Origin of the sequence: Pseudomonas sp., from assembly GCF_049590575.1 — a bacterium.
Lineage (GTDB): Bacteria > Pseudomonadota > Gammaproteobacteria > Pseudomonadales > Pseudomonadaceae > Aquipseudomonas.
This window is the reverse complement of sequence record NZ_JBAWDE010000426.1, coordinates 16,013-31,068: the sequence shown is the minus strand read 5'-3', so window position 1 is coordinate 31,068 and position 15,056 is coordinate 16,013. Positions and strand designations below refer to the sequence as shown.

Annotated in this window: 8 protein-coding genes; 6 read left to right on the top strand and 2 right to left on the bottom strand. The window is 63.1% G+C overall.

Annotation, left to right across the window (positions count from 1 at the left end):
* From WBR57_RS29600 to WBR57_RS29585, 4 genes are all read left to right on the top strand, one after another.
* The coding region (locus tag WBR57_RS29600) for a 3-oxoacyl-ACP reductase (protein ID WP_424089041.1) at positions 1 to 1,321 on the top strand (1,321 nt) is incomplete at its 5' end.
* 3 nt (positions 1,322 to 1,324) lie between these two features.
* Positions 1,325 to 2,215: a MaoC/PaaZ C-terminal domain-containing protein gene (locus WBR57_RS29595; protein ID WP_424089039.1), complete on the top strand. Its 891-nt coding sequence runs from the start codon at positions 1,325 to 1,327 to the stop codon at positions 2,213 to 2,215.
* Positions 2,212 to 3,510: an acetyl-CoA C-acetyltransferase gene (locus WBR57_RS29590; protein WP_424089037.1), complete on the top strand. Its 1,299-nt coding sequence runs from the start codon at positions 2,212 to 2,214 to the stop codon at positions 3,508 to 3,510. The genes WBR57_RS29595 and WBR57_RS29590 overlap by 4 nt, the downstream gene beginning before the upstream one ends.
* Positions 3,511 to 3,541: 31 nt before the next feature.
* Entirely contained in the window at positions 3,542 to 5,245 is a 1,704-nt protein-coding gene (locus tag WBR57_RS29585; RefSeq protein WP_424089035.1) for an AMP-binding protein, read from the top strand.
* Between the two features lie 127 nt (positions 5,246 to 5,372).
* Here the strand turns inward: WBR57_RS29585 and WBR57_RS29580 are convergent, their stop codons facing one another.
* Positions 5,373 to 6,488, bottom strand: a complete 1,116-nt coding sequence (locus WBR57_RS29580) for a Gfo/Idh/MocA family protein (protein ID WP_424089033.1) — start codon at positions 6,486 to 6,488, stop codon at positions 5,373 to 5,375.
* 296 nt (positions 6,489 to 6,784) lie between these two features.
* On the opposite strand from WBR57_RS29580, the gene WBR57_RS29575 reads away from it, so the two are divergent.
* Together WBR57_RS29575 and WBR57_RS29570 are read left to right on the top strand one after the other, a co-directional pair.
* Complete coding sequence (locus WBR57_RS29575) at positions 6,785 to 7,825, top strand: WD40/YVTN/BNR-like repeat-containing protein (RefSeq protein ID WP_424089043.1); 1,041 nt, start codon at positions 6,785 to 6,787, stop codon at positions 7,823 to 7,825.
* 15 nt (positions 7,826 to 7,840) lie between these two features.
* Complete coding sequence (locus WBR57_RS29570) at positions 7,841 to 10,216, top strand: efflux RND transporter permease subunit (RefSeq protein WP_424089030.1); 2,376 nt, start codon at positions 7,841 to 7,843, stop codon at positions 10,214 to 10,216.
* A 48-nt stretch (positions 10,217 to 10,264) separates the two neighbouring features.
* Here the strand turns inward: WBR57_RS29570 and WBR57_RS29565 are convergent, their stop codons facing one another.
* The gene (locus tag WBR57_RS29565; protein WP_424089028.1) at positions 10,265 to 15,034 is read right to left on the bottom strand and encodes a dermonecrotic toxin domain-containing protein; all 4,770 of its coding nucleotides are present in this window, start codon (positions 15,032 to 15,034) and stop codon (positions 10,265 to 10,267) included.
* Positions 15,035 to 15,056: the final 22 nt, after the last annotated feature.

Here is a 15,056-nt window from a genome sequence, read left to right as displayed (position 1 = left end):
CGTCAATTCCCCCTGGGGCCGCCGCCTGGCCCAGGCCGTCGGCCTGCCGCAACCCTTGCCGCTACAACGCCATCGCAGCGGCCGGCAGGGCCTGGCCAACCCGGTGATTATCGCCGGGGCAGGGCGGCTCTCCACCCACGTGCAACACATCTTCACCGCCACCGACACCGTAAGCGCCACCCCGGCCACGCCCAAGGCACCGTCCACGGTCAAGGTGCAGGGTGCAGTCTTCGACGCCAGCGGCGTGGCCAGCCCGCAACAGCTGGACGAGCTGTATGAATTTTTCCACGCCAACGCCAAGCGCCTCGGCCAACACAGCCGCGTGGTGGTGCTGGGCACCGCACCGGAACATTGCCAGGATTTGCCCCAGGCCATCGCCCAGCGCGCCCTTGAAGGCCTGGTGCGTTCACTGGCCAAGGAGCTGCGCCGGGCGATCACCGTGCAATTGATCTACGTGGCGCCCGGCGCCGAAGACGCTCTGGACAGCAGCTTGCGCTTCTTCCTGTCGCGCCGTTCGGCCTATGTGTCGGGGCAAATGGTGCGCCTGGAAAAGCCAGTGGACGGCGCGGTCGCCGTGAACTGGGACAAACCCTTCGCCGGTCGGCGTGCGCTGGTGACTGGCGCCTCTCGTGGCATTGGGTTGGCCATCGCCCAAGTGCTGGCCCGCGACGGCGCCCATGTGGTCTGTGTCGATGTGCCCCAAGCCCAGGACGCGCTGCGCCAGGCCGCCGATACCGTGAACGGCTCCGCGTTGCCGCTGGACATCACCGCCGCGGACGCCGCCGCGCTGCTGCAGGCGCATGTCAGCCAATACGGCGCGTTCGACGTGGTGGTGCACAACGCCGGTATTACCCGCGACAAAACCATCGCCAAAATGCCTGAAGCCGCCTGGCGCAGCGTCATGGCGGTCAACCTTGAGGCGCCGTGGCAACTGAGCCATGCACTGCTGGAAAACCAGGGGCTGAACCCCGGTGGCCGCATCGTCTGCGTGTCGTCTATTTCCGGCATCGCCGGCAACCTCGGGCAAAGCAACTACGCCACTTCCAAAGCCGGTGTGATCGGCCTGGTGCAAGGCCTGGCGCCGCGCGCGGCGGCGCAGCAGGTCACGGTGAATGCGGTGGCGCCGGGGTTTATCGAAACCCAGATGACCGCGAAAATCCCGCTGATGATTCGCGAAGCGGGGCGGCGCATGAACTCCCTGTCCCAGGGCGGGCAGCCGGTCGATGTGGCCGAGACCATCGCCTGGCTCGCGCACCCGGCGTCTGGCGGGGTCAACGGCCAAGTCGTACGCGTGTGCGGCCAAAGCCTGCTGGGAGCCTGAGCCATGGACTACGTGACACACATCATCGACCCGCCGCCCTCGCGCACCCAGCTGTTGCTGGACGGCGTGCGCGCCCTGCACAAACCCAAACTCGACGGTGCGCCGCTGCTGCCCAGGGAGCGCCTGGTGCGCGCGGCGGTGGAGTTGTCCGCCGCCGGCATCGCCGCCTATGGCCGTGCCTGCGGTTTTCGCCGTGAGCAGGGCGTGCCGCTGTCCTATCCCCACGTAGTGGCGTTCCCACTGCACTTGATGCTGCTGACGCGGCCGAGCTTTCCCTACCCGGCCAGCGGCATGGTGCATTTGGCCAACCGCATTCGCCAGCACCAGCGCCTGCAGGAAGGTCAGGCGCTGCGGGTGGAAGTGTTCGGCGAGCGCTGGGTCGCCCATCCCAAGGGCCAGGCGCTGAGCATCGCCACTCGGGCCTACAGCGCGGGCACCCTGGTGTGGGAAAGCGACAGCCTGTACCTGCGCCGTGACGTCATGAACCCCGTGGGTGAGCCATGGGGCGACGCACTGCCGTTGCAGGAAGACGGCCTGCTGCGCACCCAGCGCTGGGTCTTGCCCGCCGACCTGGGGCGGCGCTTTGCCAGGGTCTCGGGGGATTTCAATCCGATTCATACCTCAGTCATTGGCGCGAAAATCTTCGGCTTTCGCCGCGCCATCGCCCACGGCATGTGGACGTTGGGCCGCGCCCTGGCCGCCCAGCAACCGCCAGGCGGGCTGGCCCAGGCCGAAGCCCATTGCGACTTCAAGTTGCCGATCTTTCTGCCCGGCCAGGTCGCTTTGTGGAGCCACCCCGTGACCGGCCCGCGCCGCGAATTCGAAGTGCGCAATGTTGCCGGCGACAAACCCCATATGCGCGGGTTATTCATCTGGAACGAGAGCCCTACATGAGTGACTACAGCTTCACCCCAGCCGCGGTGCGCCGCGTGGCGATTATCGGCGGTAACCGCCTTCCGTTTGCCCGTTCCAACACGGTTTACGCCCACGACAGCAACCAGGATTTGCTGGTGGCCGCCCTGCAAGGCCTGGTCGACCGTTACCACCTGCACGGCCAGCGCCTGGGCGAGTTTGCCGCCGGCGCGGTGATCAAGCATTCGCGGGACTTCAACCTGGCGCGTGAGTCGCTGCTGTCGACCACGCTGTCGCCGGACACACCCGCCTACGACGTGCAACAAGCCTGCGGTACCGGCCTGGAAGCGGCCTTGCTGGTGGCGAATAAAATCGCCCTCGGCCAGATCGAGGTCGGCATTGCCGGGGGCGCCGACACCACCTCGGACGCGCCCATCGGCATCAACGAATCCCTGCGCCACACCTTGCTCGCAGCCAACCGCGCCAAGGGCCTGGGCGACAAGCTCAAGACCTTGCTGAAGGTGCGCCCGTCGATGTTCTTCAAGCCGCTGCTGCCGCGCAATGGCGAACCGCGCACCGGCCTGTCGATGGGCGAGCATTGCGAAGAAATGGCCAAGCGCTGGCAGATCAAGCGCCTGGCCCAGGATGAATTGACCCTCACCAGCCACCAGCGCCTGGACGCCGCCTACAAACGCGGGTTCTTTGACGACCTGATCAGCCCCCATCGCGGCCTCGCGCGGGACAACAACCTGCGCGCCGACGCCAGCCTGGAAAAGCTCGCCGGCCTGGCCCCGGCCTACGACCGCCACAACGGCAGCCTCACCGCGGGCAACTCGACGCCGCTGACCGATGGCGCCTCGGTAGTGCTGCTGGCCAGCGAGGCATGGGCGGCCGCCAATGGCTGGCCGGTGCTGGCTTACCTGCGCACCGGCGAGACGGCGGCGGTGAACTTTGTCGACGGCACCGAAGGCCTGCTGATGGCCCCGGCCTACGCGGTGCCGCGCATGCTCAAGCGTGAAGGGCTGAGCTTTGCCGACTTCGATTTCTTCGAGATCCACGAAGCCTTCGCCGCCCAGGTGCTGTGCACGCTCAAGGCCTGGGAAGACCCGGATTACTGCCGCGAGCGGCTGGGCCTGGACGCACCGCTGGGGCCCGTCGACCGCGCCAGGATGAACGTCAATGGCGGCTCGCTCGGCTGCGGCCACCCGTTTGCCGCCACCGGTGGCCGGCAATTGGCAACCTTGGCCAAAACCATCCACGACAACGGCGGTGGGCGCGGCCTGATCTCGATCTGCGCGGCGGGCGGGCTGGGCATTACCGCCATCGTCGAAAAGTAGCGTTATCAAAAACAACAACAAGGAGACTGCCATGAACGCTGTAAGCCAGGAACACACCGAACGGATCTGGTTGAACGCTTACCTGCCCGGCGTCCCGGCAGACATCGATGCCGCTATCGAGGCCTACCCGTCGTTGCGCGAGGTGTTCCTTGAGCACCTGGAAAAGTACCGCGAGCGTGTGGCCTACGTCAGCATCGGCACCGAAATGACCTACGCCGACTGGCACGTACAGGGCATTGCGTTCGCCGCCTGGCTGCAGGCCGAGGGCGTGAAACCGGGTGATCGCGTGGCGCTGATGATGCCCAATTGCTTGCAGTACCCGATCTGCCTGCTCGGCACCCTTTTGGCGGGGGCGGTGGTGGTCAACGTCAACCCGTTGTACACCGCCCATGAGCTCAAGCATTTGCTCACGGACAGCGGCGCGCAAACCGTGGTGATTTTTGAAAACTTCGCCCACACCCTGGCAAAAGTCATCACCGGCAGCCGTGTAAAACGCGTGGTGGTGGCGGCCATCGGCGACCTGCTCGGCACCTTCAAGGGCGCGGCGATGAACTTCATCCTGCGCAGCGTGCAAAAACAGGTGCCCGCGTTCAACCTGCGCGGCGCGGTGCGGTTCAATCAGACGCTCAAACAGGGCCGTGGGCTGAACTATTTCCCGATGGACATGCACCTCGACGACCTGGCTTTCCTGCAATACACCGGCGGCACCACGGGGGATGCCAAGGGGGTGATGCTCAGCCACCGCAATATCATCGCCAACCTGCTGCAAGCCAAGGCCTGGGTCGGCGACCAACTGGACCAGCACAAGCAGGAAACCAACGTCACCTTGCTGCCGCTGTACCACATCTTTTCACTGACGGTGAACTGCCTGATGTTTATGTGCCTGGGCGGGCGCAACATCCTGATCGCCAACCCACGGGACGTGAAACGCGTGCAGATGATCCTGCGCAAGGAGCGCTTCAACGGGATTGCCGGGGTCAACACGCTGTTTAATGGCTTGCTGGAGAACCAGGAGTTCTGCGCGCGGGACTTTTCCGACCTGCGCATGGTGATCGCCGGCGGCATGGCCACGCACACGGCGGTGGCCAAGCGCTGGAAGGAAGTCACCGGGCTGCCGATCATCGAAGGCTATGGGCTGACCGAGTGTTCGCCGGTGGTGAGCATTAGCCCGATCAACATCGCGCGCATGCGTGAGATGGACTTCACCGGCAGCATCGGCGTGCCATTGCCGTCGACCTGGGTGCGGTTTATTCGCGAAGACGGCGAACTGGCCGAGATTGGCGAGCAGGGCGAACTGCAAGTGCGCGGCCCGCAGGTGATGCAGGGCTACTGGCAGCGCCCCAGGGAGACCGCCGAGGTGCTCGACGCCGAGGGCTGGCTGTCGACCGGGGATATCGGGGTGATGGACGCGCGCGGGTATATCCGCCTGGTGGACCGCAAGAAGGACATGATTCTGGTCTCGGGCTTCAACGTGTACCCCAACGAAATCGAAGACGTGGTGGCGCTGCACCCGGGGGTGGGGGAGGTGGCGGCAATTGGCGTGGAGGATGGCGTGACGGGCGAGAAGGTCAAGATCATCGTGGTGCGCAAGGACCCGAACCTGACCCAGGAACAGATCCTCGCGCACTGCCGGGAGTACCTGACGGGGTACAAGGTGCCCAAGTATGTGGAGTTTCGGACGACCGAGTTGCCTAAAACCACAGTAGGCAAAGTACTGCGCCGGGCCTTGCGCTGATTATCGGCTGTACACCGTCCAAAGGTGGGAGCTGGCTTGCCTGCGAAACAGACGACTCGGTCTTTCAGGTACACCGAGGTGATGCCTTCGCAGGCAAGCCAGCTCCCACAGGGTTTTGCATTGTGTTTCAGACCGAGTCCACCTTGACCCAACGTTCCTCTCGGGCCGCCACACGAATCGCCGTCGCCAGCCGCTCGACCGCCCACGCCGCGTCAAAGTCAGTGCCATCCGCGCCCTGGCCAGCCACGGCCATGATCAACTCCTGCACCTCCAGCGTCTTCAATTCGTTGTACCCCAACTGATGCCCCGCGGCCGGGCTGAACGCCGCGTAGCCGGGCAGGGCAGGACCGGCCAACAGACGCTGAAAACCTTCCTGGCCGACACGGCACAGGCGCAGTTCATTCAAGCGCTCCTGGTCGAACGCCAACGTGCCCTGGGTGCCGCTGATCTCGAAACTCAGGTGGTTCTTGTAACCGTGCTTGAGCCAGCTGCTGCTCACCGTGCCGCGCGCACCGTTGGCGAAACGCAGCAGAGCGTGCACCTGGTCATCCACTGCGATGGTTTTATGCTCGGCGCTGCCTGTGACGGCTGGGCGTTGCGCGTGCACGGTCTGGGTGTCGGCACACACGCTGAGCACATCGCCGACCAAGTAGCGCGCCATCGCCAGCAAGTGGCTGCCCAGGTCCGCCAGGGCGCCCCCGGCATGTGCCACTTCGCAGCGCCACGACCAGGGGGATGCCGGGTCGGCCATGAAGTCTTCGCTGAACTCGCCCTGGAAGCTGATGATCTCGCCCAGGTCGCCGTTGGCGATCATCTGCCGGGCCAGGCCGATCATCGGGTTGTGCTGGTAGTTGTAGCCGACGCGCGTCACCACCCCGGCTGCGCTGGCGGCGCGGCGCATGGCGTCGGCCTGCTCCAGGCTCACGGCCAGGGGTTTTTCGCAGTACACCGCCTTGCCGGCGGCAATCGCGGCCATGGCCATGGGGTAATGCAGATGGTTCGGCGTGGTAATGGCCACCACCTCCACCGCCGGGTCGTTGATCAACGCCTGCCAGTCGCCGTGGGCCTGGGCAAACCCCCAGGCCTTGGCGCAACGTTGCGCACGCTCGGTGTCGGCGTCGGCCAGGGCGGCCAGCTTGAGGTGGACCGGCAGTTCAAACACCGCCCGTGCATTGTTGAACGCCAAGGCGTGGGCGCGCCCCATGAAGCCTGTGCCGATCAAGCCGATTCCGAGTTCACGCATAGCCGTGGTCCTTTGGATTATTGTTTTCAGGAGGGTTATTAATGGAATAAAAATTCCCATAATTCAATAGATGGAATAAAAATTCATTAATCAGCCTGGCTGATGCAGGCATATTCAGGCCGTGGTCAAACACCCTCAGTTAACAAAAGATAACGTTGCGCCGATTGTCAGACGATTCGAAAGCCCGATAGGATGGCCCCTGCTTCCTCCAGGCGCTCTAGATTGCAGGTTTCAGGGCCCCGGAAGGCAGGCGATAACAATAATAAAGGGGAGAAAGGTCTATGAGTGAGCCTGTCATGGGTTGGGTTGTTTGCCGCCCACGCGCCGCACGCAGGGTTGCGATGCTGGCCGCAGCGCTCTCGCTGTTTGGACTGGGGGTAGCGTCAGCCGCGTTGTCGACCTCCGTCCAGGCCGCCGGCGATAACACTTTTGCGATTGAATCCCCCAAGGCCGTCAAAGGCCTGATGATCGACGTGGTCCATGCGGGCAAGCGCCTGGTGGCGGTCGGTGATCGCGGGCACATCCTCTATTCCGATGACCAGGGCAGCACCTGGACCCAGGCCAAAGTGCCCACCCGGCAACTGCTCACTGCGGTGTTCTTCGTCGACGACAAGCACGGTTGGGCGGTCGGCCATGACGCGCAAATCCTTGCCAGTGCCGACGGCGGTGCCAGCTGGACCCAGCAATACCAGGACCTCAAGCGCGAAGCCCCGTTGCTTGACGTCTGGTTCAACAATGCCGACCACGGCCTGGCCGTGGGCGCTTACGGTGCGCTGATCGAAACCAGCGACGGCGGCAAAACCTGGGAAGACGTCAGCGACCGCCTCGACAACGAAGACCAATACCACCTCAACGCTATCGCATCGATCAAGGACGCAGGCCTGTTCATTGTCGGTGAGCAGGGCAGCATGTTCCGCTCCAGCGACGACGGCCAGACCTGGGAAAAACTCGAAGGCCCCTACGAGGGCTCGCTGTTCGGCGTGATCGGCACCGCGCAGCCGCACACTCTGTTGGCCTATGGCTTGCGCGGCAATCTTTACCGTTCCACGGATTTTGGCAGCACCTGGGAACAGGTTGAGCTGAACGCAGCGCGCGGGGCGCTGGAGTTTGGTTTGTCGGGCGCGACCTTGCTGGATGACGGCGCCATCGTCGTCGTGGGCAACGGCGGCAGCGTGGTGGTCAGCCACGACGACGGCCGGATCTTCAGCGTGTTCAACCGCCCCGACCGTATTTCGCTGTCGTCGGTGACGGCGGCAGGCAACGGCAACTTGATTCTGGCCGGGCAGGGTGGCGTGCGTGTCGCCACGGCTACTGGCGCTGAACCGACAAAACAATAAGAAGGCGGGGAAAGCATGAGCAGTCATCACAACGATAAAGCGACCTTTCTTGAGCGCCTGATCTTCAACAACCGCCCGGCAGTGATCGTGATCTGCCTGCTGGTGAGCATTTTCCTGTTCTGGCAGGCGACGTTGATTCGCCCATCCACCAGCTTTGAAAAGATGATTCCCCTCAAGCACCCCTTCATCGAAAAGATGATGGAGCACCGCAACGACCTGGCCAACCTCGGCAACACGGTGCGCATTTCGGTGGAGGCCAAGGACGGTGACATCTTCACGAAGGAGTACATGGAGACCCTGCGCCAGATCAACGACGAGGTGTTCTACATCTCCGGCGTCGACCGCTCGGGCCTCAAGTCGCTGTGGAGCCCCAGCGTACGCTGGACCGAAGTGACCGAAGAAGGTTTTGCCGGCGGTGAGGTGATCCCGCAGAGCTATAACGGCTCGCCGCAAAGCCTCGACCAGCTGCGCAACAACGTGCTCAAGTCCGGCCAGGTCGGGCGCCTGGTGGCCAACGACTTCAAGTCGAGCATCGTCGACATCCCGCTGCTGGAGTCCTACCCGGACCCGCAGGACCAGGGCAAGTTGCTGGCCCTGGACTACCGCAAGTTCTCCCATGAGCTCGAAGACAAGATCCGCGACAAATTCGAAGCGCAGAACCCCAACGTCAAGATCCACATTGTCGGCTTTGCCAAGAAAGTCGGTGACCTGATCGACGGCCTGGTGATGGTGGTGCTGTTCTTTGGCATCGCGTTCGTCATCACCTTGATCCTGTTGCTGTGGTTCACCAATTGCCTGCGCAGCACCATCGCGGTGTTGAGCACCACGCTGGTGGCGGTGGTCTGGCAACTCGGCTTGATGCACTTTTTCGGTTTTGGTCTCGACCCGTATTCGATGCTGGTGCCGTTCCTGATCTTCGCCATTGGCATTTCCCATGGCGTGCAGAAAATCAACGGCATCGCCCTGCAATCGAGTGAGGCCGACAACGCGCTGACCGCTGCGCGCCGCACCTTCCGGCAACTGTTCCTGCCGGGGATGATTGCGATCCTTGCCGACGCCGTAGGCTTTATCACGCTGCTGATCATCGAAATCGGCGTGATCCGCGAATTGGCGATCGGCGCTTCCATCGGCGTGGCGGTGATCGTGTTCACCAACCTGATCCTGCTGCCGGTGGCGATTTCCTACGTGGGCATCAGCAAGCGCGCGATCGCCAAAAGCAAAAAAGACGCGCACCGCGAACACCCGTTCTGGCGCCAGCTGTCCAAGTTCGCCAGCCCTAAAGTGGCGCCGGTTTCGATCCTGCTGGCACTGGTCGCCTTTGGCGGCGGCCTCTGGTACAGCCAGAACCTGAAGATCGGCGACCTCGACCAGGGCGCCCCGGAACTGCGCCCGGACTCGCGCTACAACAAAGACAACAACTTCATCATCAGCAACTACTCGACCAGCTCCGACGTGCTGGTGGTGATGGTCAAGACCAAGGCCGAAGGCTGCTCGCGCTACGAAGCCATGGACCCCATCGACCAACTGATGTGGAAGATGCAGAACACCGAGGGCGTGCAGTCGGCGATCTCGCTGGTGACCGTGTCCAAGCAGATGATCAAGGGCATGAACGAGGGCAACCTGAAGTGGGAAACCCTGTCGCGCAACCCCGATGTGCTGAACAACTCCATCGCCCGCGCGGATGGCCTGTACAACAACAATTGCTCGCTGGCGCCGGTGCTGGTGTTCCTCAACGACCACAAGGCCGAGACCCTCGACCGCGCCGTGCATGCGGTGCAGGACTTCGCCAAGGACAACAACAAGGACGGCCTGGAATTCATCCTGGCGGCCGGTAACGCCGGGATCGAAGCGGCCACCAACGAGGTGATCAAGGAGTCGGAGCTGACCATCCTGATTCTTGTGTACCTGTGCGTGGCGACCATGTGCATGATCACCTTCCGTTCGTGGGCGGCGACCCTGTGCATCGTGCTGCCGCTGGTGCTGACCTCGGTGCTGGGCAACGCGCTGATGGCGTTCATGGGCATCGGCGTCAAGGTTGCGACCCTGCCGGTGGTGGCGCTGGGCGTGGGGATCGGCGTGGACTACGGCATCTACATCTACAGCCGCCTGGAAAGCTTCCTGCGCGCCGGTTTGCCGCTGCAAGAGGCGTACTACCAAACGCTTAAATCCACCGGCAAGGCCGTGCTGTTCACCGGTTTGTGCCTGGCCATCGGCGTGTGCACCTGGATCTTCTCGGCCATCAAGTTCCAGGCCGACATGGGCCTGATGCTGACCTTCATGCTGTTGTGGAACATGTTCGGCGCATTGTGGCTGTTGCCGGCGCTGGCGCGGTTCCTGATCAAACCCGAGAAACTCGCGGGGCAAAAGGGCAATTCGTTGTTTGCCCACTGAGTTGTCGCGCATAAGGAAGCCGCACAGTGTGCGGCTTCTTTTTTTGGGTCACAGTTTCAGAAACAACTTTTCATCCAGGGGCGGGCCGATCCGCGCTCGGGTGATTTGTTCGACAATGCGGTTGTTACCCGCTTCGGCGACCAGGTCCTTTTGGGTCTTGGCGCGCTGCGCCGGGATTTTCAGGTGGGCGGCCGTGTAGAGATTGCGCGCAGAACCTTTGGCCGGGTAGTGAAAGTGCGCGTACCACAACACGTCGACCTTGCCCTTGTCGCGCACCGCGTATTCGGTGAACACGTCGCCGCTTTTGGTCGGCACGTCCCGTTGCACCAGGTTGATATCGACAAAACCGTGTTGCCATAAAAAGTCGATGTTTTCCGGTTTGGGTGGCAACGCCTTATAGCCGTCGGCGCAATGCTGGCGAGCCTGTTTCAGCATTTGCGCGGCCGCGCTTTGCCATTGCTTGATCTGTTCGGCGGCGGCTGGCACGGTGCCGTGGGCATCGGCGGCGCGCCGTGCGGTCTGTTCCAGCTTTTTCGCCTGGGTTTCCAGCATGTCGTTCCAGTCCAGAGGGTTGACGTTCTGCCGGCGCAGGGGGTCGTCGAGCTTCTTTTTCTGGAACAGGATCGTACGTTCGATCGCGGCGCCTTCCTCGATCAACCGTTGACTCTCCGCTCGGTAGGAGGCCATCGACTTGGGCGACGGTGTTGCCGGTGGCGTAGGTGCGGCCTGGCCGGAGACGATCCTGACCCATTCATGCTCGGCAGGGTGTTCGCTGTAACTGGCGATGGGTACCCCGGTCTGCATGTCCAGTACGTCGATGATCTGGTTCGAGTCCCCGGACTGGGCGGGTCGCAAGGTGCCGATCAAGGTTTGCTTGTCGCGGGTTTTGAACACCCGTTGGTTCAAGGGTTTGCGCTGCTGCTCCGCACGCTTGGGCTGGGCTGGCGACAAGGCTTGCTCCTCCCTGATCACCTCGGCCAGCTGCGCCTGGGCATCGTTGATCACTTCGCCGAGACGTTCGGCCAGGCGCTGGCGGTACTCTTCCCGAAAGAACGCAGGGTTCGACTCGTTCAGTGAAGTGCTGTCATTCAACGAGCCTTTGAATGCGTCGATGACCGTCTGCAAGATGGCCTTGCGTTCAGCCAAGGTATAGCCGCTGTACTGCTGTTGCTCCATGTAGGTGTTGGAAACCGACTTCAGCTGGTTGTCTTTGAAGCGTTGCAGGAAGAACTGCTCCGACGCGTCGGCGGCTTGGGTGTACCGGACAAGGCTCAGTTCCTTGAGATGGGACAGCACCCCGAGCTTCATCTGCAGGATGTTCCTGGCGGGAGGCCAGGCGGTCTGGGACTGCAGGTGCTCTTCGGCCTTTTTGTTGCCGAATGGCGAGTCGTTGCGCCATTTTTCGAGGGCTGCTTGCGTGGCCTCGGCCGCTGTGCGCAGGTTTTCCCGGTCCTGATAGCTGGCCTTCAAACTCTCCTGCAACTGGTTGTAAGCCTGTGTGCTGCCGGTGGCCGCGCTGCGCAACAATTGCGTCATCAGGGCGCCGTCGAGGCCGAACTCGGTGCTGTTGTTGACCAGGCGGATGCGGATGTTTTCAATGTCGCGGTGAATATTGAACATGCCGCCATAGTCGATCGAGCGCGTGCGCTTTTGCTCGGAGGTGTCGTCCAGCCCGCCGAGTTTTTTCGGGTTGAGGGTCTCGATCTGGGTTTGCAGCGCGGCGCTGACGGTTTGCGTCAGCTGTCCCAGCTCTACCATCTGCTGTTCGAGCCTGGCCCGCAGTTCCTGGGTGATGTGCAATTGGGCTTGATATTGTGCGGTGAAGCGCCCGCTCTGGGTTTCCTGGTTGTCCAGCTTCCACAGCGTGTGCAGTTTCTTGCGCGCAGCCTCGTAGTCGATCAACTGGTCCTGGGCCTCGAGTCTCAACGTCGACCGGGCGGAGAAAGCCTGTGCATGTTCAATGATGCTTTGGTCGCGCCGGGCCTTCATCTGCTGTTGAATCTGTACATTTTTTTTCAATTGTGCGGCGACGCTGCTGTGTTTGCGCATGCCGCCCCTGAGCCTGGGCCGAGTATCGAAAACCCACTGCTGCTGCGCACCACGCGTCAACGGCGGGCCGGTCCGGGCCTTGTTGTTTTGATCAACGACATACACGCCATCCGGGTCCTGCGCCACACGAAACCATTGGCTGTCAATGTGCACGTACAGTTTGTCATCCACCCGATACAGGCCCTTTTGCGAACCTTGGGCGATTGGCGTACCGACATCGACCGGGGCAGGCACCTTGAAGGGTTCAATCAGCGCGCGCTGGGCCGGGGTCAATGCGCGTGGGCTGGAAAAGCCAAAGTCCAACAGCGTGGGCTGGTCGAGGATGCCGCCACTGCCGGTACCCGGCGCGGCCCGGTGTACCACTCCAGGGGAGGATGGCGATGGCTGGATTGGCTCAAACCGCTCCAGCGGCGCCGTCGATTCCGGCGCCCGCGCAGGCGTGGCATGGGCCAGCAACAGCGCCACATTGACCAGCAAGTCTACCGTCGCCGCCGAAGCGTCCTGGCTACCCTGGCTGGAGAGCTTGTTGATCTGCGCGTCGGTATTGGCCAGCTGCAACAGCCAGCCGACCATGGCACCCGGGCCCCTGAGCACCGGCAACACGCTGTTGAACAGCAGCCAGCCAAACTCCTTGTAAGAGGCCCAGCGGTTTTGCACATTGGACACCGATTGGCCTTGGGCGAGGTTGACCAGGCTGTGGGCGTTGGCGTCGTACAAATGCTGCATCAGCCGCCCTTCGCGCAGGTCGCGGGCCAGGCTGTCTGCCGCTGCATAGCCCTCTACGGCCAGGGCCGTGGGTGCAGGTGTTGCGGGGGCATCGAACTCGTTGGTGGTGTAGTAGTGGGCGATGTTCGGCGTGTTGAACCCGCCGTTGCCATACACCGCTCGGGCTTTGTCGTCGGGTAGCCAGGCCAGCACGCTGCGTTGCAACGCCCCGGGTGCCTGCACCGCTTCCAGCAGGGCCTGGCGGGTAGCGAATTCCAGCAGCGGCGGTGCCTGCAATGGCCGATACAGCAGGTGCGGGCCGTTGGCTGCGTCTTGCGGCTCGATCACATACATGCTGGTGACGACATCCGGCGCTGCGTCGGGCTTGCGCAGAAACGCCAGGGGGCGCACGACAATCGCCTGCTGATCGACCATCTTGTCGCCGGCACCCGGGCTGAGCACCGCGTCGAGATAGCGATAGCCACGTTCGCTGATACCGCACTCGCCCTTGAGCTTGAATTCCAGGGCTTGCATTGCCAATTGGATCGGCACTTGTTCGGCGAACAGCGTACGCCGCTCGCGAGTGGCGGGGGTGTCATCAAGCAGTTGGCGTTGCAGCAGGGCCGGGTAAGTGCTGCCGATGTCGACCTGGGTGATGATCTGCTTCAATTGCTGGGGCAGTTCGGGGTCGCTCAGCAGTTGGCCATCGTGGTGAATCTCCATGTCACCTTTGGGCAGCCCGGCCAAGTTGCGCAAGGCCATGTCGGTGAGGGTCATGGACACCCGTTCGATGTAACCGCTGCCCAGATCGCCCACCGGCACTTTGAACGTGACCTGCAGGTGGTCGATGTTCAACCCCAGGCGCTGCAGCGGCGCCTGCAGCTGTTGGCGAGTGAATTCCCGGATATCGGCAATCCCCGTGAGGGCACTGCGGCCCTGGTTGCGTTGCACGCTGCTGGCCAGCTCCAGGGTGTGGGTATGGTAGGCCAGGCGTTCTGCGGGCGGCGCCTGGCTCAACCAACTGGGCAGTGTTGCATGCATCTGCTCGGCGGTTGGCGTGTAGGCGTCGACAAACCAGGGCGCTGGGTTGCCGGCGCGGGCGAATTGCGTTTCCAGCGCGTGTTGGGGCCCTGCGCCTGGGAGTGGGATGGAGGCGACGTTTTCCAGCAGTTGGTTGAGCAGCAATCCCGCCTGGATGTCGAACACGTTTGCGTCAGGCTCCTGGCGCTCGCCCCCTGCCTTGTCGAAGGTTTCAAGCCCAGGGTAAGGCGTAATAACCCCGGCGGGCGTGGCGTGCAGCACCAGAGTCTGGCCGTTGACCTGACGGGTGATCAACAGGTCAGGGCTGTAGCGCCCCGCACCGTCCCCCCGCACAAACACCTTGGCCATATCGTCGCCGATGGCCTGTCGGCGTTGCGCGCTGTCGGGCCAGGTGAGGACCTGATCGAGGGTCTGGCGCTGCGCATCGGTAAGCTGTGGTTGGGTCAGGGCGGCGGTGCGCAGCGTGTCCTTGAGCGTGTTGCTGAGCCCGAGCCAACGGCTGCCGGCCTGGCCCGCCCCGGTGCCGGGTTGGCCCCAGTAGTCGGCGAGTGATTGCTGGAAGGCAGGCGGGATCAGTTGGGGAAGGCTGCGGATCGCCAGTTCGACGTTCTGTGTGTCCTGGTCGCTCAAGGGCGGAGTGAAGGTGGCGTCGTTGAAGTCCAGTTCGCCGCCGCTCAGGTAACGCAAGGCCACCTCCAGCAGCGGTGTGCTTCGCGTTTGTGGCGGGCTGTCGGCGGTCGCTTGCGACACCGAAGCCTGCGCGAGGTCCAGTATCAGGTTGGGGGCCAGTTGTTTGATGGCGTCGCTTAATACGCCGGCCGCTACCGAGCGTAGCGTGGGGCGTGTTGCGAACTGTGCGTTGACCCACTGCGCCGTGGTCGCGACGGGGGGTGGGAGGGCATCGTTGAGGCCCGGGGCGGTTGGTGGCATCGGCGCAATGGGCGGCGGCACGCGCTGCGGGGCAGGTACGTCGGGCAACGTGAAGGTGTAACGCGGACCCAGGGTGGTATTTTGAGTGATCATGGTAAAGCCTCCGTTGAAGGAA

Excerpts from the sequence above, each read along its gene's own strand:
- WBR57_RS29595 (WP_424089039.1), top strand. The coding sequence starts at position 1,325 with ATGGACTACGTGACACACATCATCGACCCGCCGCCCTCGCGCACCCAG.
- WBR57_RS29590 (WP_424089037.1), top strand. The coding sequence starts at position 2,212 with ATGAGTGACTACAGCTTCACCCCAGCCGCGGTGCGCCGCGTGGCGATT.
- WBR57_RS29585 (WP_424089035.1), top strand. The coding sequence starts at position 3,542 with ATGAACGCTGTAAGCCAGGAACACACCGAACGGATCTGGTTGAACGCT.
- WBR57_RS29580 (WP_424089033.1), bottom strand. The coding sequence starts at position 6,488 with ATGCGTGAACTCGGAATCGGCTTGATCGGCACAGGCTTCATGGGGCGC.
- WBR57_RS29575 (WP_424089043.1), top strand. The coding sequence starts at position 6,785 with ATGGGTTGGGTTGTTTGCCGCCCACGCGCCGCACGCAGGGTTGCGATG.
- WBR57_RS29570 (WP_424089030.1), top strand. The coding sequence starts at position 7,841 with ATGAGCAGTCATCACAACGATAAAGCGACCTTTCTTGAGCGCCTGATC.
- WBR57_RS29565 (WP_424089028.1), bottom strand. The coding sequence starts at position 15,034 with ATGATCACTCAAAATACCACCCTGGGTCCGCGTTACACCTTCACGTTG.